Origin of the sequence: Streptomyces phaeochromogenes (assembly GCF_001418655.1) — a bacterium.
Classification (GTDB): Bacteria; Actinomycetota; Actinomycetes; order Streptomycetales; family Streptomycetaceae; genus Streptomyces; species Streptomyces phaeochromogenes.
In genome coordinates this window covers 1-20,578 of sequence record NZ_LIQZ01000218.1, presented here as the reverse complement: position 1 = coordinate 20,578, position 20,578 = coordinate 1, and the positions used below count along the sequence as shown (strand labels likewise).

15 protein-coding genes and 2 pseudogenes are annotated in these 20,578 nt (G+C 71.0%); 8 read left to right on the top strand and 9 right to left on the bottom strand.

The window, feature by feature from the left end:
* Position 1: 1 nt before the first annotated feature.
* Positions 2–419, top strand: a pseudogene (locus tag AOK17_RS48915) (short-chain fatty acyl-CoA regulator family protein); the annotation flags it as partial.
* 37 nt (positions 420–456) lie between these two features.
* On the opposite strand, the gene meaB reads toward AOK17_RS48915, so the two are convergent.
* The 6 genes and pseudogenes from meaB to AOK17_RS27800 all read right to left on the bottom strand — a co-directional run bounded on the left by meaB (position 457) and on the right by AOK17_RS27800 (position 8,978).
* Entirely contained in the window at positions 457–1,443 is a 987-nt protein-coding gene (meaB, locus tag AOK17_RS27825) for a methylmalonyl Co-A mutase-associated GTPase MeaB (RefSeq protein WP_055615307.1), read from the bottom strand.
* 5 nt (positions 1,444–1,448) lie between these two features.
* On the bottom strand, positions 1,449–3,635 hold the full coding sequence (gene scpA, locus AOK17_RS27820; protein WP_055615306.1) for a methylmalonyl-CoA mutase: 2,187 nt from the start codon (positions 3,633–3,635) through the stop codon (positions 1,449–1,451).
* A complete protein-coding gene (locus tag AOK17_RS27815; RefSeq protein WP_055615305.1) occupies positions 3,635–5,440 on the bottom strand; it encodes a methylmalonyl-CoA mutase subunit beta in 1,806 nt (601 codons plus the stop codon). The genes scpA and AOK17_RS27815 overlap by 1 nt, the downstream gene beginning before the upstream one ends.
* A 145-nt stretch (positions 5,441–5,585) precedes the next feature.
* Complete coding sequence (locus AOK17_RS27810) at positions 5,586–6,476, bottom strand: M20/M25/M40 family metallo-hydrolase (protein ID WP_079053318.1); 891 nt, start codon at positions 6,474–6,476, stop codon at positions 5,586–5,588.
* 163 nt (positions 6,477–6,639) lie between these two features.
* A pseudogene (locus AOK17_RS53810) lies at positions 6,640–7,677 on the bottom strand (MFS transporter); the annotation flags it as partial.
* 296 nt (positions 7,678–7,973) lie between these two features.
* A complete protein-coding gene (locus tag AOK17_RS27800; RefSeq protein WP_055615303.1) occupies positions 7,974–8,978 on the bottom strand; it encodes a LacI family DNA-binding transcriptional regulator in 1,005 nt (334 codons plus the stop codon).
* A 184-nt stretch (positions 8,979–9,162) separates the two neighbouring features.
* Here AOK17_RS27800 and AOK17_RS27795 point away from each other — a divergent pair, with 184 nt between their 5' ends.
* The 6 genes from AOK17_RS27795 (at position 9,163) to AOK17_RS27770 (ending at position 15,677) form a co-directional block, all read left to right on the top strand.
* Positions 9,163–9,987 (top strand): ABC transporter permease, encoded by an 825-nt coding sequence (locus AOK17_RS27795; protein WP_063997298.1) that lies wholly within the window; start codon positions 9,163–9,165, stop codon positions 9,985–9,987.
* Positions 9,984–10,772 carry an ABC transporter permease gene (locus AOK17_RS27790; RefSeq protein ID WP_055615302.1) on the top strand — a complete coding sequence of 263 codons (789 nt, stop codon included), beginning with the start codon at positions 9,984–9,986 and terminating at the stop codon, positions 10,770–10,772. Before AOK17_RS27795 ends, AOK17_RS27790 begins: the two co-directional genes overlap by 4 nt.
* A 53-nt stretch (positions 10,773–10,825) precedes the next feature.
* Positions 10,826–11,836 (top strand): ABC transporter ATP-binding protein, encoded by a 1,011-nt coding sequence (locus AOK17_RS27785; RefSeq protein WP_055615301.1) that lies wholly within the window; start codon positions 10,826–10,828, stop codon positions 11,834–11,836.
* Positions 11,833–12,879, top strand: a complete 1,047-nt coding sequence (locus AOK17_RS27780) for an ABC transporter substrate-binding protein (RefSeq protein ID WP_055615300.1) — start codon at positions 11,833–11,835, stop codon at positions 12,877–12,879. Before AOK17_RS27785 ends, AOK17_RS27780 begins: the two co-directional genes overlap by 4 nt.
* Positions 12,876–13,925, top strand: a complete 1,050-nt coding sequence (locus AOK17_RS27775; protein WP_245697403.1) for a nucleoside hydrolase — start codon at positions 12,876–12,878, stop codon at positions 13,923–13,925. The genes AOK17_RS27780 and AOK17_RS27775 overlap by 4 nt, the downstream gene beginning before the upstream one ends.
* Positions 13,926–13,988: 63 nt before the next feature.
* A complete protein-coding gene (locus AOK17_RS27770; RefSeq protein WP_055615299.1) occupies positions 13,989–15,677 on the top strand; it encodes an adenine deaminase C-terminal domain-containing protein in 1,689 nt (562 codons plus the stop codon).
* 36 nt (positions 15,678–15,713) lie between these two features.
* Here the strand turns inward: AOK17_RS27770 and AOK17_RS27765 are convergent, their stop codons facing one another.
* Entirely contained in the window at positions 15,714–16,883 is a 1,170-nt protein-coding gene (locus AOK17_RS27765; protein ID WP_055615298.1) for a magnesium and cobalt transport protein CorA, read from the bottom strand.
* Between the two features lie 176 nt (positions 16,884–17,059).
* Between AOK17_RS27765 and AOK17_RS27760 the strand changes: the two genes are divergently transcribed.
* The gene (locus AOK17_RS27760; RefSeq protein ID WP_055615297.1) at positions 17,060–18,178 is read left to right on the top strand and encodes a winged helix DNA-binding domain-containing protein; all 1,119 of its coding nucleotides are present in this window, start codon (positions 17,060–17,062) and stop codon (positions 18,176–18,178) included.
* 57 nt (positions 18,179–18,235) lie between these two features.
* On the opposite strand, the gene AOK17_RS27755 is transcribed toward AOK17_RS27760, so the two are convergent.
* Positions 18,236–18,883, bottom strand: coding sequence for a LysE family translocator (locus AOK17_RS27755; protein WP_055615296.1), 648 nt, complete (start codon positions 18,881–18,883; stop codon positions 18,236–18,238).
* Between the two features lie 237 nt (positions 18,884–19,120).
* Positions 19,121–19,912: a S1 family peptidase gene (locus AOK17_RS27750; protein WP_055615295.1), complete on the bottom strand. Its 792-nt coding sequence runs from the start codon at positions 19,910–19,912 to the stop codon at positions 19,121–19,123.
* Between the last annotated feature and the right edge of the window lie 666 nt (positions 19,913–20,578).

The following is a 20,578-nucleotide window of genomic DNA, read 5'->3' as shown; positions in this document are numbered from 1 at the left end:
CAAGCGGCAGTCCGCGACCGACTTCCACTTCTCCCGTGGGGGCGGCACCTGCCCACTGTGGAACGTCTACGAGGCGTTCGCCGCGCCCGGCCGCATCCATGTCCAGATCGCCGAAATGCCGGACGGCGGACGCTACTTGTGGACGGCGCGCGCGATCACCCGCCACCGCGGCGGCTGGGGCGAGCCCGGCAAGACCTTCGCCATCGGCCTCGGCTGCGAGCTGCGCCACGCCCCCCGGCTCGTCTACTCCGACGGCCTCGACCTGGACAACGCCTCCGCCGCCACCCCCATCGGCATGGGCTGCCGTGTCTGCGAGCGCCTCGACTGCCCCCAGCGCACCGCTCCTGGGCCGCCCGCTGAGGATCGACCAGAACAGCAGCACGTTCGTCCCGTACCCGGTGGCGCACCGGCCGGAGTGACCGTGCGTCGCGCACGCCCACCCCGACCCGGTCCGGCTCAGTCCGTCTCGCCGCCGAACGCCCGCAGAATGCGCTCGGCGGCGAGCGTGGCCGTCAACTCGCCGTCCCTGACCTGCTGTTCGAGGCCGGGCCCGAGGGTGCGTACGGCGGGGTCGGCGTGCAGGCGGCCGAGGAGTTCGTCGCGCACCATCGCCCAGGTCCAGTCGACCTGCTGGTCACGGCGCTTGGCGGCGAGACGGCCGGACGAGTCGAGAAGCGTACGGTGCTGTTCGAGGCGCTCCCAGACCGTGTCCAGGCCGGTCGACTCACGGGCGCTGCAACTCAGCACCGGTGGCGTCCAGGCGGCGTCGGCGGGATGCATCAGCCGCAGTGCGCCCGCCAACTCCCTTGCCGCGCCCCGGGCTTCCCGCTCGTGCGGGCCGTCCGCCTTGTTGACGGCGATCACGTCGGCCAGCTCCAGGACACCCTTCTTGATGCCCTGCAACTGGTCCCCGGTCCGGGCGAGGGTGAGGAGCAGGAAGGAGTCGACCATGTTCGCGACGGCGGTCTCGGACTGGCCGACGCCGACCGTCTCCACCAGGACCACGTCGTAACCGGCCGCCTCCATCACCACGATCGACTCCCGGGTCGCCTTCGCGACTCCGCCGAGCGTGCCCGCGGTCGGGGAGGGCCGGATGAAGGCCGCCGGGTCGACGGCCAGCCGTTCCATACGCGTCTTGTCGCCGAGGATGGACCCGCCCGTCCGGCTCGACGACGGGTCGACGGCGAGCACCGCGACCCGGTACCCGAGCGAGGTGAGCAGCGTGCCGAACGCGTCGATGAACGTCGACTTGCCCACGCCCGGCACACCGCTGATGCCGATCCGCCGCGCCTTCCCGCTGTGCGGCAGCAGCTCGGTCAGCAACTCCTGTGCCATCGCCCGGTGTTGGGGCCTCGTCGACTCGACGAGCGTGATGGCACGCGCCACCAGCGCCCGCTTCCCGTCGAGCACGCCCTTCACATAGCTGTCGAGGTCGATCGCCATGGGGCTCAGAGTTCGTGGCCGAGGTCGGTGGTCAGGCGCTCGACCAGGTCGTACGCCGCGTCCGGGATCACCGTCCCGGGCGGGAAGACGGCCGCCGCGCCCATCTCGATCAGCGTGGGCACGTCCTGCGGCGGAATCACCCCGCCGACCACGATCATGATGTCCTCGCGCCCCTCCTCGGCGAGCGACTCCCTGAGCGCCGGTACGAGGGTCAGGTGCCCGGCGGCCAGCGAGGAGACGCCGACGATGTGCACGTCCGCCTCGACGGCCTGGCGGGCCACCTCGCCCGGCGTCTGGAACAGCGGGCCGACGTCCACGTCGAAGCCGAGGTCGGCGAAGGCGGTCGCGATCACCTTCTGGCCGCGGTCGTGGCCGTCCTGGCCCATCTTGGCGACCAGGATGCGCGGGCGGCGCCCCTCGGCCTCCTCGAAGGACTCCACCAGCGTGCGCGTGCGCTCGACGGACGGGGACGCGCCGGCTTCGTTGCGGTACACACCGGAGATCGTACGGATCTGGCTCGCGTGCCGCCCGTACACCTTCTCCAGGGCGTCGGAGATCTCCCCGACCGTGGCCTTCGCGCGGGCCGCGTTCACGGCCAGCTCCAGCAGGTTGCCCTCACCGCCCGCCGCCCGGGTCAGGGCGTCCAGCGAGTCCTGGCAGGCCCGCTCGTCGCGCTCCGCGCGCAGCCGCCGCAGCTTCTCGATCTGCTGGGTGCGTACGGAGGAGTTGTCGACCTTGAGGACGTCGATCTGCTCGTCGGTCTCGACGCGGTACTTGTTCACGCCGATCACCGGCTGCCGCCCGGAGTCGATACGGGCCTGGGTGCGGGCCGCGGCCTCCTCGATGCGCAGCTTGGGGATGCCCGCGTCGATGGCCTTGGCCATACCGCCCGCCGCCTCGACCTCCTCGATGTGCTGCCAGGCCCGGCGCGCGAGGTCGTACGTCAGCTTCTCGATGTACGCGCTGCCGCCCCAGGGGTCGATCACCCGGGTGGTGCCGGACTCCTGCTGGATCAGCAGCTGGGTGTTGCGGGCGATGCGGGCGGAGAAGTCGGTGGGCAGGGCGAGCGCCTCGTCCAGGGCGTTGGTGTGCAGCGACTGGGTGTGGCCCTGGGTGGCCGCCATCGCCTCCACACACGTACGCGTCACGTTGTTGAAGACGTCCTGCGCGGTCAGCGACCAGCCCGAGGTCTGCGAATGGGTGCGCAGGGAAAGGGACTTGGCGTTCTGCGGGTCGAACTGCTTGACCAGCTTGGCCCACAGCAGCCGCGCCGCCCGCATCTTGGCGATCTCCATGAAGAAGTTCATGCCGATAGCCCAGAAGAAGGACAGCCGGGGTGCGAACGCGTCCACGTCCATCCCCGCGTCCCGGCCCGCCCGGATGTACTCCACCCCGTCCGCGAGCGTGTACGCCAGCTCCAGGTCGGCCGTCGCGCCCGCCTCCTGGATGTGATAGCCGGAGATGGAGATGGAGTTGTAGCGCGGCATCCGCTGCGAGGTGAAGGAGAAGATGTCGGAGATGATCCGCATCGACGGCTTCGGCGGATAGATGTAGGTGTTGCGGACCATGAACTCCTTGAGGATGTCGTTCTGGATGGTCCCGGCCAACTTCTCGGGTGGTACGCCCTGTTCCTCCGCCGCGACGATGTAGAGCGCGAGGACCGGCAGCACCGCGCCGTTCATCGTCATCGACACGGTCATCTTGTCCAGCGGGATCCCGTCGAACAACTGCCGCATGTCGTAGATGGAGTCGATGGCGACACCCGCCATGCCGACGTCACCGGTCACCCGCGGGTGGTCGCTGTCGTAACCCCGGTGCGTGGGCAGGTCGAAGGCGACGGACAGACCCTTCTGACCGGCCGCGAGGTTGCGCCGGTAGAAGGCGTTGGACTCCTCGGCCGTGGAGAAGCCCGCGTACTGGCGGATCGTCCAGGGCTGGTTGACGTACATCGTCGGGTACGGGCCGCGCAGATACGGGGCGATGCCCGGGTACGTACCCAGGAAGTCCAGGCCCTCCAGGTCCTGCCCGGTGTAGAGCGGCTTGACCGCGATGCCCTCCGGGGTCTCCCAGAGGAGGTCGTCGCCGCCGGCCGCCTTCTTGACGGCGTCGCGCCACTCGTCGGGGCCGCCGTCCGCGGCCGGGACCCCCAGCTCGATCCCGGAGAAGTCGGGGATCGGTCCCGTCGGTTTCATCAGGACACTCCCATGCGGTCGAGGGTGGCGGAGAGCACGGCTACGGCGTCACAGCCCGCGAAGACGTAGGCGTCGACACCGGAGTACTGCCCGGGGCGCCCGGCGAGGAACACCTGCGCGGCGCCCGCCGACTTGAGGGACGCGGTGACCTCGGCGGCCTGCTCCTCGTACAGCGCGTCACTGGAGCACAGACAGGCCTCGGTGGCCCCGCTGTCCTCGAACGTGCCGTCGGTGACGGGCTCGATGCCGCCCGCCTGGAACAGGTTCGAGGCGAAGGTGAGGCGGGCGGTGTGCGCGGCGGCCGGGCCGAGAGCGGCCAGGAAGATCCGCGGCCGGGTGCCGGTCGCCGCCAGGTGGGCGTCGGAGCGGGCGCGCAGATTCTCGTACGCCTCGTCGCGGCGTACGCGGGGGAGGCCGCCGGACGGCGGCTCGGGCGCGGGCTCGCGTGCCACCAGCCGCTCGGCGAGGTGCGGGAACTCGCTGACCCCGGTGACGGGTTCGCGCCGCTTGGCCAGCTTCGCGCTGCGCGCCGCCCAGGTGGCGGCAAGCTCCTCGCCGACCCGACCCGACCGCAGGGCCGCCGCCTGGCCGCCCTCCCGCTCGATCCGCTGGAAGAACTCCCAGCCCGCGTGGGCGAGTTCGTCGGTGAGGCGCTCCACGTACCAGGAGCCGCCCGCCGGGTCGATCACCCGGGCGAGGTGCGACTCCTCGACCAGGATCGTCGAGGTGTTGCGGGCGATCCGGCGCGCGAACGCGTCCGGCAGGCCGAGCGCGTGGTCGAAGGGCAGCACGGTGACGGACTCGGCGCCGCCCACTCCGGCGGCCAGCGTGGCGACCGTCGCACGCAGCATGTTCACCCACGGGTCCCGGCGGCTCATCATCACCGGCGAGGTCACCGCGTGCTGAACCTGTCCGCCCGGCGCCCCGCAGACCTCGGCGACCCGGGCCCAGAGCCTGCGCGCCGCGCGCAACTTGGCGATGGTGAGGAACTGGTCGGCGGTGGCCGCGTACCTGAACTCCAGCTGGGCGGCGGCCTGTTCGACGCTCAGCCCCGCCCCGGTCAGCTCCCGCAGATAGGCGACACCGGTCGCCAGCGACGAGCCCAGCTCCTGGGCGGCGGACCCGCCGGCCTCGTGGTACGGCAGCGCGTCGACCGTCAGCGCTCGCAGCCCCGGGTACTCCTCGGCGCACAGCCGCGCGAGAGCGGCGACGGGCGCGAAGTCGAACCCGTCGTCCCCCGTACGGGCCTCATGACCCAGGGGATCGGCGCCGAGGTTGCCACGGGCGGCGTCGCGTGCGACACCCCGCTCCTCGTAGATCCGCAGCAACTCCCGTGCGGCGGGCTCGACTTCACGCCCCGCTTCCAGGACGACAGGCGCAAGGTCGAGGTAGACGCCGTCGAGGACCGGGCCGAGCGACGAGACGGGGAAGCCGCCCGCGCCGACGGCCAGCCAGAGCGAGGCGACCCCGTTCTCCAGGTCGGCGAGGACCGCGCCGTTGTCGGCGGCCGTGTGCCGCTGCCGTATGTCCCAGCCGCCGAGGGTGTTGCCCTCGGCGCGACCGCCCCTTGTGAAGGGGGCGAAACCGGGCAGGCCGGGATCCGGCGCGGAGTCGAGTGCGCTGTAGAGGGGCCGGGCGCGCAGCCCGTCCTCGAGCGTGGTGGACAGGGCGCCCTCAGCTGCGTCGTCCGAGACTTCCTTGCCCGACTTGCGCAGTACGCCCGCCACGAGGCGTTGCCACTGCTCATGGGTCGCGTCAGGGAACTCGGCGGCCAGCGAGAGCCCGTCGTCAGGCAGGACCGTCATGCTCGGATGCTAGGTCAGATCCACAGGTGAGCAGCAGAGGGACCCGCTGTGACCTTGACCTCCCAGGGGTCCCCTTGATCCGCGGGCAGGGTCGTACTACGGACCACCGCACCGCGTGCCGGCCGCGCACCGGCCGGCCGCCGCGTCACCGCGAGCTGTCCAGCGCGCCCGACATCAGCCGGTGGAGAACCTCGGCCAGCAGATCGGTCCCGGCGCAGGTCTCCACGTCCTGCGTGAACTCGACCTCGTTGTGGGAGACGCCCTCGACACTGGGCACGAAGAGCATGATCGCGGGTGCGACGTCCTTCATGTTCACGGAGTCGTGGCCCGCGATGGTCATGACGGTTCGGTGGCTGAGCCCCAGGTTGTCGGCCGCCTGGGCGGCGAGTTCGACCCCGGCCGCCGGGAACGGCGCCACGGCCCACCCGTGCGTCTGGACCTGCTCGATCGTGACCGAGGCCCGCTCCTCGATGCCGGGGATCGACTCGGCCGGCTTCTTGGCCGCCGCGTCGAGCAGGGCCTCGTCGGGGGAGCGCAGGTCGACGTGCATACGTACCTCGCGCGCCACCACCACAGGAGAGTTGGGCAGGACGGTGATCTCGCTCACCGAGGTGTGCAGCGGTCTGTCCGTGCTCTGCTCGGCCAGCTCCCGCACGGCCACGACCAGCAGCGAGGCGCCGAACAGGGCATCACGACGGTCCGCCATGATCGTCGATCCCGTGTGAGACTGCTCGCCGCGGACCACCACCTGGTACTTGTGAGCCGCCCAGGTCGAGCCCACCAGCCCGATCGTGATCCCCGAGTTCTCCAGGTCACGGCCCTGCTCGATGTGGATCTCGGCGTACGCGGCCACCTCGGGTCCGGCGTAGTCACCGATCGTGCCGATCTCGCGGAGGGCGGCCTCGACCGTGGTGCCCGTCGGGTCGGTGGTCGTGAGGGCTGTCTCTGCCGGGAGCTTCCCCGTGAAGACCGCGCTGCCCATCATGCTCGGCTTGAAGCGCGAGCCTTCCTCGTTGAACCAGTTGACGACGGCCACGTTGTGGCGTGGCGTGCGGCGCGGCCGGTGACGCGCCCCGCAGACCGCCGAGCGCGAGGACGGTCATCACCGCCGCGGCCCCCGCCGCCACGCCGAAACCGCCGTGCGCACCGCCCGTGTCCACCACCCGCCCGGCGACCGCCGCGGCGCCCGCCGATCCTGCCGCGCTCGCGGAGTTGCCCCAGGTGAACGCCTGGGTGAGGACGGGGCGCGGGACCGACGCGTCGGTGAGGACGGAGGTGAGGATCAGCAGGACCGGCACGGCGAGGCCGGTCAGGGCGAGGGTGGCACCGACCGCGAGGGGTGCGTCGAGGAAGGTCAGCGGGAGGCTCGTGAGGGTGAGACAGGCGGCGGCCGTGGCCTGGCGGCGCCGGGGTGAGCCGCCGTGGCACCACGCTCCGTAGACCCAACCGCCCACCAGATTGGTGCAGTTGGCGGCGAGATAGAGCAGCGCTGCCGCGTCCGGCGTGCCGCGTCCGACGGCATACGCGGCGACGGACACCTGCATCGCGCCGAAGAACACCCCGAGCGCGAGGCCGAGTGCGACCTGCCGCAGGAACGCGGAGCGGAGCAGGGCGCGTCCGGCGTGCCGGCGTTCGGCGCGGCCGGTGAGGGGCGGCATGGTGCGGCGCTGGGCGGCGAGGGCGAGCCCGCCGCCGACGACGAGCGCGGCGGCGAGCAGCACACCGGTGCCCGAATGACCCGCCGCGCCGAGGACGCTCACCAGGGCAGGTCCGGCCAGGTAGGACACGCCGTTGGCGAGGGCCTCCAGGGCGAAGGCGGTGGGTAGCGCGGCAGCCCGTTCGCCGGACAGCAGGGCGGACCAGCGAGCGGCGGACAGGGCACTGAGCTGGGGCAGCGTCGCCCCGACGAGCACTCCGGCGACGAGGTCCGGCACAGCGCCGGCGAGCAGCAGCGCCACGGCCCCGGCATGTGCGGCCAGCGCGCAGGGAAGCACCCGCGCCTGCCCGAACCGGTCTGTGAGGCGCCCGAGTTGGGGCCCGGCGACGGCGTCCGCGACGGCGAACCCGCCGGTGACGAGACCCGCGGCGGCGTACGACCCGGTGCGGGCGTGCACCAGCCAGACGAGGCCGATCCCGGTCATGGCGATGCCCAGCCGCCCGACAACGGACGGAAGGAAGAAGGCCGCGGCACCCGAAGTGCGCAGCAGAGTGCGGTAGTTCGCCGTAGCCGAAGGCACGACGCATCCCTTTCGCCGCCCGGCGGGACGCGCCACACGAGGTCGTCGGCGTCCGGATGTGCCGACCCGTGGCTGCGCCTGAAGCCGTCCAGTGGTGGCGTGGAGCGGGGACGCGCACCCCACGCCGACTCCGTCACCGGGCAGATGTCATGCGGTAGTTGATGACCTCCTTGAGCGTAGAGGAACAGCGCGCGGAAACGAACAAGGGAGCAGCTGTCGCCGGCCCGATGTGAGACATGGTGGTGCCCGGCCTCTTCAGGTGAAGCCCTAGAAGTGGGGCAGACCCAGGGCCTGTTTCATCTCGCGGGAGTCGTACTCGATGCGCGGACCGTGGCGTGCGCGGTGGAGCCGCCGACGATCAACTCGGTGGCGATGCGCAGCCGTCGGGCGCGCTTGGGAGGGTTCGCCTCCTGGAGCAGGCGGACCGCCGCGATGCCCGCCTCTTCGAGCGGGACCCGTAGCGCCGTGGTGTCGGGCCGGTCTGCGCTGATCGCGGTCAGGTCGTCCGAGGCGGCCAGGCTGATGTCCTCGGGGACCCGCACGCCGGCCTCGCGCAGCCCCAGATGCAGGCCGAGCAGCAGGTAACTGCTGTACGCCACCACCGCGGTGACGCTCCGTTCGGCGGCGATGTGCTCGGCGACGGCCAGCCCCGCGTCGATCCGGGGGCCGACGGGACCGAGCGCGGTGAGGTCGACCCCGCTGCGGCGGGCGGCCTCCTCGACCGCGCTGTTGCGCCGCTCGGCCATCCAGGAGCCGTCCGGGCCGCCCACATAGGCGATGGCCCGGTGCCCGAGGCCTGCGAGGTGCGTGACGATGTCCGCGACGCCGCCGGGGGTGTCGATCAGGACGCCGGGCACCGCGGGCACGGTGCGGTCCACGGTGACGACCGGCAGCTTCGAAGTGAAGCTCCTGATCGCCGAGTCCGGGCTCACCGGCGCTATGAAGACGAGTCCGTCGACGCGTGAGGCGAGCTTCCCCGCCAGCTCGTGCTCGCTGCTCTGCGAACCCTCGGAGACGGCGAGCAGGATGTTCTCGCCGTGCGCGGACAGCGCACGCTGCACGCCCGTCACGATCGGGGCGAAGTAGGGGTTGGCGATGCTCGGGACCAGAACGCCGATCAGGCCCGTACGGCCGGTGGTCAGTGCCCGGGCGCTCGCGTTGAACTCGAAGCCCATGGTCGCGGCGACGGCCAGCACCCGCTCGCGGGTGTCCGCCGCGACCATGTCGGGCCTGCTCAGCGCGCGTGACGCTGTCGCCTTGGACACCCCCGCCGCACGTGCGACGTCCGCCAGCGTCACCATCTCGCCCCCAGTGTGTGCGTAACGGGATCTTTACACGAGTGCGTTGACGCCTCGATCCGGACGAAAGTATCGTCCACGTCGACCGGTGGTTGCAACCGGTTGCAGCAACCGGTTGTAGGAATCTCCGAGAGTCATCCGAGAGTCCCTCCGAAAGTCATCCGAGAGTCTGAGAGGAGGTGTGGCTGTGTCCCGGAAGGCCACCTTGGGGCTGCTGCTCGCGCCCGGTCTGGCCCTGCTGGCCTTCGGCTTCGCGTACCCCTTCGCCGTGACGCTCTTCGCGCCGCCCGCCGCCGAACACCCCGACGTACTCGGCAAGTTGGGCGCCATGCTCACCGACAGCTACGTACTGGGCGTGTTCGCCCGGACCGTGCGCGTGGCCGTCACCGTCACCCTCGTCTGTCTGGTCCTCGGTTTCCCGACGGCCTATCTCATCGCCCGTGCTCCCAAGAGCCGCCAGGGCCTGCTGCTCGCGCTCGCGGTCTTCCCGCTGCTGCTCAGCACGGTGGTGCGGACCTTCGCCTGGCTCGTCATCCTCGGCCGCAACGGCCTCATCAGCGACGCCGTCCTGGCGACCGGACTCACCGACCGTCCGCCCGAGCTGCTCTACACGGAGTTCGCCCTGGTCGCCGGTCTCACCCAGCTGTTCATGCCGCTGATGATCCTCACCTCGTACAGCTCGCTGTCGCAGATCGACCCCGGCCTCGAAGACGCCGCGCGCGGCCTCGGCGCGAGCCCCGGCCGGGCCTTCCGGCGAATCGTGCTGCCGCTCGCCCTGCCCGGCGTACTGGTGGGAGCCACCCTGGTGTTCGCCGGAGCGGTCACCGCCTTCACCACACCGCTGCTGCTCGGCGGCTCCCGCAACCGCACCCTGGCGACGCTGCTCTACGACTACGCGAACGTGAAGCTGGACTGGGGCGGGGCCAGCGCCGTCGCACTGATCATGACCGTACTGGTGCTCGTGGTCGGCTGGGCCTCGGGCAGGATATCGGCGAAGGTGGCCACGTCGTGATACGCCGACGCCCCGTTCTCTCCCTGCTGTCGGCCCTGGCCATGGTCTTTCTGCTCGGGCCCATCCTGCTGGTCGTCGCCATCGGCTTCTCGTCCGGCGACACCGTCGAGTTCCCGCCGCCCGGCTTCTCGCTGCGCTGGTTCGACCAGGCGCTGTCCAACGCCTCTTTCCAGCAAGGCCTGTTGACCAGCCTGCTGGTGGCCGCGGCGGCGACGCTGTTCGCACTGGTGCTGGGCATCCCCGTGGCCCTGGCCGTGCAGCGCCGCACGTTCCGCGGCCACAAGGCGGTCGAGACGCTCTTCCTCTCACCCGCGATCGTCCCTGAACTGGTCCTGGGCTTCGCGCTCTTCCAGCAGCTCATGGTGACCATGCGGATCACCGCGCTCGGCGCCCTGCTGATCGGTCACACCGTCCTGCTGCTGCCCTACGCGGTACGCGTCACGGGCGCCTCGCTCGCCCTGTCGGACCCGGCGCTGGAAGAGGCCGCCAGAGGCCTCGGCGCCGGACCCCTGCGGGCGTTCTTCGCGATCACCCTGCCGGTGATGACACCCGGCATCGTCTCGGCGGCCGTGCTGTCCTTCCTCACCTCCTTCAACAACGTCCCGCTGTCACTGCTGCTCAAGGGGCCCGGCATCTCCACGCTGCCCGTCGAGATGCTCAATTACGTCCAGTTCTCCTACGACCCGACGGTGGCCGCGGTGAGCACCCTGCTGCTCGCCGCCACGGTCGGCGCGGCCCTGCTGACGGAGCGCCTCGTCGGATTCAACAAGGTCTTCAGCCGGTGAGCACGGCACGCAACGACCGTACGCAACGCCAGAAAAGCGACAGGAGTACGACGATGACGCCGGTGGTCCAACTCGACGCCGTCTCCCGGGAGTTCGCGGGCACGGCAGCGGTACGGGAGCTCGACCTGACCGTGCGCCGCGGGGAGTTCACCGCGCTGCTCGGGCCCAGCGGCTGCGGCAAGACCACCACCCTGCGCATGATCGCCGGATTCCTCGAACCCACCGCGGGCCGCATTCTGCTGGAGGGCGAGGACGCCACCAGGCTTCCCCCGGAGCGCCGCAACATCGGCATGGTCTTCCAGTCGTACGCGCTCTTCCCGCACATGACCGTGGAGAAGAACGTCGCCTTCGGACTGAAGATGCGGGGCATCCCGGACGGAGAGCTGCGTACCCGCACGGGCGAGGCGCTGGAGTTGGTCGGCCTCTCCCACCTCGCCGGCCGCAAGCCCAAGCAGCTGTCCGGCGGCCAGCAGCAGCGCATCGCACTGGCCCGCGCCATCGCCGTACGGCCCTCGGTACTCCTCCTCGACGAGCCGCTGTCCAACCTCGACGCACGGCTGCGCATCCAGATGCGCCAGGAGCTCGCCCGTATCCAGAAGGAGACCGGGCTCACCGCGATCCTGGTCACCCACGACCAGGAGGAGGCCCTGGAGCTCGCCGACAGCATGGTCATCCTCGACCAGGGCACGGTCGCCCAACAGGGCGCCCCGCGCGAGGTGTTCCGCGCCCCGGCCAACCGCTTCGTCGCCGAATTCCTCGGCTACGAGAACTTCGTCGAGCTGCCGGACGGCCGTACGGTCACCATCCGGCCGGAGCACGTCGAGGTACTCACCTCCGAATCCACCGACTCCACACCCTCCGACGGCACCACGGTCGACGCCGTGCTCACCGCCGTACGGTTCCGCGGCACCGACTGCGTCGTCACCGCCGTGTCCCAGGGCCGCACCGTCCTGGCCACCAGCAGCGACTTCGAGCTGCGGAGCGGCCGGCAGGTGCGTGTCCACCTCCCCGCCGCGCACACCATCGACCTCCCCCGGACGAAGCAGGAGCTGCCCACCTCATGAGACGACTCGCCACCACCACCGCGGCCACCCTGCTGGTCCTTCCGCTGGCCGGCTGCGCCGGATCGGCCGCGGGGGAGCAGAACCCCAAGAAGCTGACCGTCTCCACCTTCGGCTTCGGCGCCGACCTGTTCGAGAAGAACATCGTCAAGCCGTTCGAGAAGGAGACCGGCATCGACGTCGAGGTCGACAGCGGCGACAACGCCGAGCGGCTCACCAAGCTCAGGATCAACCGCGGCAACCCGACGGTCGACGTCGCCATGCTCTCCGACCTGTTCGCCCAACGGGGCCAGGAGCAGGGCCTGTTCGACAAGATCGACCCGTCGGCCGTCCCCAACGTGAAGAACATCCACGACTTCGCCAAGAACCCGGACGGCTACGCACCCGCGTACACGTACCAGCTGCTCGGCATGCTCTACCGCACCGACAAGTTCGACAAGGCGCCCGGCATCAAGGACCTCTGGAACGCCGAGCACAAGGGCAGGATCGCAGTCCCCGACATCTCGACCAGCGCCGGAGTGCCCTTCCTCTACGCCACCGCGGCGACCTACGGCTCGGGCCCCGAGGACACCGACACGGCGTTCAAGAAGCTCGCGGCCAACTCCCCGAACGTACTGAAGTACTTCAGCCGCAGCACCGAACTCGTCAGCCTTCTCGACCGCGGCGAGGTGGAGATGGCCCCGGCGCTCGACCTGTTCGCCATCGACCCGGTCGAGGCGGGCAAGCCGATCGCCTGGGCGCCCCTCGACAAGGGCCGGTACGTGGTCTCCAACACCGCGCAGCTGGTGAAGGGCGCGCACAACAAGGAGGGCGCGGAGAAGTTCATCAACTACCTGCTGTCGGCGAAGGTCCAGGAGAAGGCCGCGGCGACCTTCCACGACAAGCCGGTCAACGAGGACGCGAAGATTCCCGCGGAGATCACCAAGGTGGTGGGCGACGCGGCGACCGATCCCGCGGCGGCCGGGTTCACCGTCCCCGACCTGAAGCTGGCCGTGAAGAACAACGACGAGTGGGTCGACCGCTTCCAGCGCGAGGTGTCCGGGTGACACACCCGCAGCCGGTCGAGCCACCGGTCGAACCATCGATTGAGCTACCGGTCGAACCATCGGTCGAGCCCTCGGTCGCGCAGCCGGTCGTCATCGACTGCGACCCCGGTATCGACGACGCCGTCGCACTGCTGCTGGCCTTCGCCTCGCCCGAGCTCGATGTCACCGGCATCACCACCGTCGCCGGGAACGTCGGCATCGGGCAGGTCGTCGACAACGCGCTGCGAGTGTGCGATCTGATCGGCGTGGACGCGGAGGTGCCCGTGGTGCGCGGACACGCGGGGCCCATCGCCCGCGCCGTCCGCATCCCGGACGAACCCGTGCACGGCGAGGGCGGGCTCGGTGGCGTACACCTCCCTCCGTCGGCGCGTACGCCGCACCCGGCGCACGCCGTCGCATGGCTGGCCGCCCAGCTGCGGGACCGGGGGCCCGCGGGCACCACCGTGATCGCCACCGCGCCGCTCACCAACATCGCCGCGCTGCTGCACGCCCACCCGGAGGCCGCCTCGTCGATCAAGGAGATCGTGCTCATGGGCGGGGCGGCCTTCGCGCCCGGCAATGTCACGCCGTCGGCCGAGTTCAACTTCTTCGCCGACCCCGAGGCCGCCCGGTTCGTGACCGAGGCCGGTGTGCCGCTGCGGATCGTCGGACTCGACGTGACCCGCAAGGCGCTGACGACCCGGGCCGACATCGACGAGCTGCTGGCCGACGGCGCGCCCGCCACCGGTGCGGCGGGTCGGATGCTCGACCATCTCGCCACCCGGTACGAGCAGCGCCACGGCGTCGCCGCCTGCGCGGTCCACGACGCGCTGGCGGTGGCCGCCACGGTACGGCCCGACCTGATCGAGTGGACCGACGCCTGGGTGACGGTGGAGTGCGGCGGCGAGTTCTCCCGCGGCAAGCTGATCGCCGATGTGCACGGACGCACCGGGCTGCCCCACAACGCCAAGGTGGCCACCGGCGTCGACACCGACGCCTTCCGCACCTTCCTCGTCTCCCGCCTGCTGCGCCACTACGGGGCCGACGCCCACGAGCCCCTTCGCTGAGACCGATACCGGACCCCAGCGAAGCCGACGACCGAAGCCGACGACCGAACGAGAGAACCGTCGATGCCTGCGCCCAGCCACTGTGACCTGCTGATCCGGGGAGCCCGCGTGGTCTCCGTACACACCGGGGAACAGACCGCCGCCGATGTCGCCATCACCGGCGACCTGATCCGCGCCCTGCTGCGCCCCGGCACACCGATCGACGCCGGCCAGGTCATCGACGCCGATGGCCTGTTGGTGGCGCCCGGTTACGTCGACGCGCACATGCACATCGAGAGCTCGCTGCTCGCACCGCGCGAGTTCGCGCGGATCACGCTGCCCCGCGGCACCACGACGGTGCTCGCCGACCCGCACGAGATCGTCAACGTCGCCGGGCGCGAGGCCATGGCCTGGATGATCGAACAGGGGCGCGGCGCCCAGCAGTCCATGCACTGGGCGGTGCCCTCGTGCGTACCGGCCCTGGAGGGGTTCGAGACGGCGGGTGCCGCGCTCAGCGCCGACGACATCGCCGACATGCTGGACTGGGAGGGCGTCACCACACTCGGCGAGGTGATGGACTACCGGGCCGTCGTCGACGGCAGCCGCCGGATGCGCGAGATCGTCGCCGCGGCCCGGGCCAAGGGCGTACGACTGGACGGGCACTGTCCCAATCTCTCCGGTGACGACCTGGGCGAGTACCTGTGGGCGGGTATCGACTCCGACCACACCAAGAACTCCCCAGAGGTCGCGGTCGAGAAGGCCCGGCTCGGCATGCTGCTGATGCTCCAGGAGAAGTGCCTCACCCCGGAGTTGGTGAGCAGACTCGCCGCGCTGCCGGTGCAGCCGGACTTCTGCCTGGTCACCGACGACCTCGCGGCGGACGCCATCGTCGAGCGCGGCCACCTCGACCACATCGCGCGGGTGGCCGTGGGCGCCGGTATGGACCCGCTCACGGCGCTCCGCGCGCTGACCCTGCACCCGGCCCGCCGCCTCGGCCTGGACGACCGCGGTGTGGTGGCCCCCGGACGGCGTGCGGACCTGGTGCTGCTGCGCGACCTGGCCGACTTCACGCCGGTCATGGTCGTCTGCGGCGGCGAGCGGGTCGCGGAGAGCGCCCCCGCCCCCCTCTCCGGCAACCCCTTCGCCGACTCCGTCCACCTCGACCCGCTGGACGAGGACGGCTGCGCCTGGACGGTGGACCTGCCGGACGGCGAGCACGTCTTCCGGGCCCTGCGGGTCAACCCGGTGGACACGTTCACCGAGCCCGCCGAGGTCGTCCTTCCGGTGCGGGACGGCGTCGTGCAATGGGAGGGCCGTACCGCGGTACTGGCGGTGTTCGAACGCCACCACCGCAGCGGGCGGCGCACGATGGCCCCGGTGGTCGGCTTCGAACTGTCCGAAGGAGCGGTCGCCACCACCTACGCGCACGACAGCCACAACCTGACGGTGACCGCCACGACGGCCGCGGCGCTGCGCGAGGCCGCCAACCGTGTCATCGCGTCGCACGGGGGGATCTGCGTGATCGCGGCGGGCGATGAGCCGGTGCACCTGCCGCTTCCGGTGGCCGGGGTCCTGTCCGACCGTCCCGCCGAGGAGGTGTCTTACGGCGCCGCCGCGATCCGCGAGGCCCTGCACCGCTGGGGCTGGGCGCACCGGAACGCGTTCATGTCCATCTCGACCATGACCCTCCCGGTCTCTCCACAGGTGAAGCTGACCGACCTGGGCTTGGTACGGGTGGTCGACCGGGCCTGGGAGCCGGCCGTCCTGACGTGAGCACCAGTGTCTCGAGGAGCCAGTGCCTGGCCTGGCCTAGAGCCAGTCCCGCCGCTTGAAAATCACGTACAGACTCGCGCAGACAACCCCCATCAGGCCGATCGCGAAGGGGTATCCGAAGGTCCAGCCCAGCTCCGGCATGTCGTCGAAGTTCATGCCGTAGATCGTTCCGACGAGCGTGGGGGCGAAGAGGATGGCGGCCCAGGAGGAGATCTTCTTGATCTCCTCGTTCTGTTCGAAGCCCGCCTCGGCCAGGGCCCGCATCTCCGCGTTCTGCTGCTGGGTGACCAGGGTCGCGTTCACCGTGAGGATGTCGGTGAGGGCCTGGCGGAAGCCGTCCACGCGTTCGCTGGTGTGGGTGACGTGGTCGGCGACGTCGCGGAGGTAGCGCTGGAGTTCCTCGTCGGTGCCGTACTTGGCGAAGCCGGCCATCAGGCCGTGCAGCATGCCGACCAGGGGGCGGGTGGCGCGCTGGAACTCGACCATCTCGCGGGAGAGTTCGTAGATACGGCGGGACACCCAGGGGTCGCCGCCGAAGACCTCGGTCTCGATCTCGTCGATGTCGTTCTGGACACCGGCGACGACCGGGGCGTACCCGTCCACGACGGCGTCGAGGATCGCGTACAGGACCGCCTCGGGGCCGAGCTTCAGCAGCTCCGGTGTCTCCTCCATGCGGCGGCGCACGGCCGAGAGGTCGGGGGCCGCGCCGTGCCGGACCGTGATCAGGAAGTCGGGGCCGATGAACACGTGCAGCTCGCCGAAGTCGACCTCCTCCGACGCGTCGAGATACCGGGCGGCGCGCAGCACGACGAAGAGCGTCTCGCCGTAACGCTCCAGCTTCGGCCGCTGATGGGCCTCCATCGCGTCCTCGACCGCGAGCGGGTGGAGGTCGAACTCGGCCGCCAGGGAAAGGATTTCCTCCTCCGTCGGACGGGCCAGGCCGATCCACGCCATGCCGTCCGGCTGCTCGCGCAGCTCCCGGAACGTGTCCGCGAGGGTGGCGGGGTTCGCGACGCGCGTCCCGTCGCGGTAGAGCGCCGCCTGTACGACGCTGCCCTCCTCCGCGGGAGCCGGCTCGGCCGGGGTCGTACGCGGCGCCGGGGGATCCGCCGGTGGTGGCATCGCCTCGGGCACGGCGCGCCGCCACACCGGCTTCCGGCCGCCTCCCGGAGGCGGCACCGGGCGGCGGGCTCGGCGGTCTGACATCGCGGCAGCCTCCCTGTTGATGCCGATGGGTCGCATCTGTCGAACGTGTCGAACGTCCGTCTTGGCGATCACCGAGCAGGATATACGGGTCAAATGGCGTGAGCGGGTGCGAGGGGTAGGGGATCTGCAAGGGTTGCGGACCGAACTTGTCCGCAAGCCCCGATAGCGTGCGGAGCATGACGAAGACGACCTCGACCGCCCCCGTGCTGAGCGTCCGCGAGCTGAACCGCGCGACCCTCGACCGGCAGCTCCTCCTGCGCCGGGCCACCCTGTCCGCGACGGACGCCGTCGAACACCTCGTCGGCCTCCAGGCGCAGAACGTGAAACCCCCGTACTACGCCCTCGCCGCCCGACTGGAGGGCTTCGCGCCCGAGGAACTCTCGGCAGCCATGGAGACGCGCGAGGTCGTACGCATCGTGACCATGCGCTCCACCATCCACACCCACACCGCCGACGACTGCCTCACTCTGCGGCCGCTCGTGCAGGCCGCACGTGAGCGCGAGCTGTACGGCTTTCGCCACGGGCTCGCCGGCGTCGACCTCGACCGGCTCACCGCGATCAGCCGGGAACTCGTCGAGACCGAGCCGCGCACCATGAAGCAGCTGCGCGAGGCCCTGCTCCTCGAATGGCCCGACGCCGACCCGCTGGCCCTCGCCATCGCGGCCCGCTGCCGGCTGCCCCTCGTCCAGGTCACCCCGCGCGGCCGGTGGGGCCGCAGCGGACAGGTCGCGCTGACCACCGCCGAGCACTGGCTCGGCCGGCCCGCGGAGCCCGCGCCCGCCCCCGACGCCACCGTCCTTCGCTATCTCGCCGCCTTCGGCCCCGCCTCCGTCAAGGACATGCAGTCCTGGGCCGGTCTGACCCGGCTGCGCGAGGTCTTCGAACGGCTGCGGCCCCAACTGGTCACCTTCCGCGACGAGCACGGCGTCGAGCTCTTCGACCTGCCGGACGCGCCCCGCCCGGACGCGGACACACCGGCCCCGCCGCGGCTGCTGCCCGAGTTCGACAATCTCCTCCTCTCGCACTCCGACCGTTCCCGGGTGGTGTCCGCCGACTACAAGGGCCGTTCCTGGCAGGGCAACCAGGCCTACTGCACGCTTCTCGTTGACGGCTTCCTGGAAGGTATCTGGCGGCTGGAGGAGTCCCCCGACGAGGCCGTGATCACCATCGAGCCCTTCGGCACGCTCAGCAAGAGGCAGCAGGAGGAAGTGGCCGAGGAAGCCACGCGGATGCTGTCGGTGCTGAGCACGGCGTCCTCGTACGACATCCGGTTCGGGACCGTCGTACGGGGCTGACGGCTGGGACGGGACCGGCTGGGACGAGACCGGTGCGGGGGCGGGAGCGTTTGGCGGTCAGTCCGCTCGGCCCGTCGTCGCTACCGTCACCCCGAGGCCGACCATCGTGAGGCCGCCCGCGCCGCCGATCATCGACAGGCGGCGGTCCGAGCGGGCGAACCAGTTGCGAGCCGTGGCCGCGGTCAGACCCCACAAGGTGTCCGTGACCAGGCCGATGGTTATCGGGATCAGGCCCAACAGCAGCATCTGCAGGGGAACTTGACCGGCCGAGTGGTCGACGAACTGGGGGAGTACCGCGGCGAAGAAGACGATGCCCTTCGGGTTGGTGACGCCGACGAGGGCGCCGTCCAGGACCGTCCGCAGATCGCCTCGGGCGGGCGCGTCGGCCCGCTCCGTGATGTCCGACGCCCGCATCTCCTTGCGGTGCCGGAACGCCTGGACACCGAGGAAGACCAGATAGGCGGCCCCCGCCAGCTTCACCGCCATGTAGACGGTGACCGATCGCTCCACTATCGAGCCGACGCCCACGGCGACCGCCACGACCAGCAGATACGAACCGAAGACGTTCCCCAGCGCCGTCGCCACCGCCGTGCGCCGGCCGTGGGCGAGAGCCCTGCCGATCACGAACAGCACGCTCGGCCCCGGGATCATGACCACCAGCAGCGACATCGCCGCGAAGGCCAGGAACCGATCCGTCGACACCATGCCCGTCCCCCCTCACGCATTGCCCAGCACCCATCACCCGCACCTGAATCCATTGAAACAGGCGCCACCGACAAGCCCTCTATCCATGTGCCGGGACCGGTCCGGGCACAAACGCACCCCGGACCGGTCCCGGCACATGGATAGGGGGCGTTGCGGGCCGCTCGTGGAGGCCCGCAACGCCCCCTGGCTCAACCTGAGTCATGCTCAGGAAGTCATCGGGACGGCACTACGTGAGTGCTAGGAGTTGACCTGCGTGGTCACCAGGCTGGAGAAGGTGGTCAGGCGGGTGTAGACGCCCGGGTACTCGGCGTCCGCGCAGCCGTAGCCCCACGAGGTGATGCCGGCGAGCTTGCCGCCGATGATGAGCGGGCCGCCGCTGTCGCCCTGGCAGGTGTCCACGCCGCCGGAGGTGTAGCCGGCGCAGACCATGTCGGAGGAGATGTACGACGAGCCGTACGCCGTGGAGCAGGTGGCGTTCGAGACGGTCGGGACCGTGGCGGTGCGCAGCTGGTTGGAGGAGGAGCCGCCCGAGCTGGTGGTGCCCCAGCCGAGGATGCGGGCGGTGGTGCCGGCCGCGTACACGCTGGTCTCGGAGGAGGAGACGTAGCTGATGGGCGTGTACGGCATGGAGGTCGACAGGGTCAGGACGGCGACGTCGTCACCCTGCTCGGCGTCCACGTAGCTCGGGTTGATCCATATCTTGCTGACCCGGCTGACCGTGCCGTTGGTGCCGTTGCGGTAGGTGCGGCCTCCGACGACTCTGACACTGCTCGTGGTCTCGCCGACCATGCAGTGGGCGGCGGTGACGACCTTGGTCGCCGACACCAGGGTGCCGCCGCAGAACTGGCTCTGCGAGGCGTCGGTGATCTGCATGACGTACGGGTACGCGGCTGCCGTGGTGGTCGAGCCGCCGACGATGGGCTGGGGAGCGGCGCTCGCTGTGGTCGCGCCGAGCAGACAGGTCGTCGCGGCGGCGGCGACCGCCGCGGTGACGGCGGCGGCCTTCTTGGCAAGGGTGAGCCCGAACATGGTTCTCCTCAGGAGTGCCGGTGGGGGGTGCACTGTGGGGGTGGAGCGACAGCCTGCGGGGCGGGTCCCACGCTAGAAGCGGACCCGCCCTCTCCCCAATGAGGGAACTCCCTCCGGGAGTTGACGAGGGAAAACCCTCGGTCGCACCCCTACCGGCCCCTCCGGGCCGCGGGTCGGGGGCAGTTGGCGGGGCGCGGGTGCGCCGCCGAAGCGCGACGATTAACCGCCAGCCGCCAGCCGCCAGCGAGCCCGCTGTCCGCCCGCTCGGCGTCCGGCGCCCTGGGGCCCGGCGAGCATCACCCGGCTTCAGCCGTCCGGCGGCGGTCGCCGCCCGGGCAAGTACCTGAGGGCGGCGTCTGTCGCCCGGCTGGCACCGTTGACCAGAGGCCACCCGCACACCGCGGGCACCGCGTCCCAGAAGCACCCTGTACCTGGCGGGCGCCGCGTCCCAGGCACCGCCCACACCCGGCGGGCACGCGTCCCAGCGATCGCCCGCGCCCGGGCGGCCACCACGCCCCCGGCAACCACCCACGCCCGGCTCAGTCCACCGGCTCAACCCCGACGGTCGACCCAACCCCCGCCCACGAACAGCGAGTTCACTCCCCCCGCCGCTGCCCCGCAGCCAACCGCACGATGTCGACCCGCGACCGGATCCCCAACTTCCGG

Bases quoted from the DNA above. Each gene is read 5' to 3' on its own strand.
- AOK17_RS27800 (WP_055615303.1), bottom strand. From the start codon at position 8,978: ATGGTGACGCTGGCGGACGTCGCACGTGCGGCGGGGGTGTCCAAGGCG.
- AOK17_RS27770 (WP_055615299.1), top strand. From the start codon at position 13,989: ATGCCTGCGCCCAGCCACTGTGACCTGCTGATCCGGGGAGCCCGCGTG.
- AOK17_RS27750 (WP_055615295.1), bottom strand. From the start codon at position 19,912: ATGTTCGGGCTCACCCTTGCCAAGAAGGCCGCCGCCGTCACCGCGGCG.
- AOK17_RS27785 (WP_055615301.1), top strand. From the start codon at position 10,826: ATGACGCCGGTGGTCCAACTCGACGCCGTCTCCCGGGAGTTCGCGGGC.
- AOK17_RS27755 (WP_055615296.1), bottom strand. From the start codon at position 18,883: ATGGTGTCGACGGATCGGTTCCTGGCCTTCGCGGCGATGTCGCTGCTG.
- scpA (WP_055615306.1), bottom strand. From the start codon at position 3,635: ATGAAACCGACGGGACCGATCCCCGACTTCTCCGGGATCGAGCTGGGG.
- AOK17_RS27760 (WP_055615297.1), top strand. From the start codon at position 17,060: ATGACGAAGACGACCTCGACCGCCCCCGTGCTGAGCGTCCGCGAGCTG.
- meaB (WP_055615307.1), bottom strand. From the start codon at position 1,443: ATGGCGATCGACCTCGACAGCTATGTGAAGGGCGTGCTCGACGGGAAG.
- AOK17_RS27815 (WP_055615305.1), bottom strand. From the start codon at position 5,440: ATGACGGTCCTGCCTGACGACGGGCTCTCGCTGGCCGCCGAGTTCCCT.
- AOK17_RS27765 (WP_055615298.1), bottom strand. From the start codon at position 16,883: ATGTCAGACCGCCGAGCCCGCCGCCCGGTGCCGCCTCCGGGAGGCGGC.
- AOK17_RS27780 (WP_055615300.1), top strand. From the start codon at position 11,833: ATGAGACGACTCGCCACCACCACCGCGGCCACCCTGCTGGTCCTTCCG.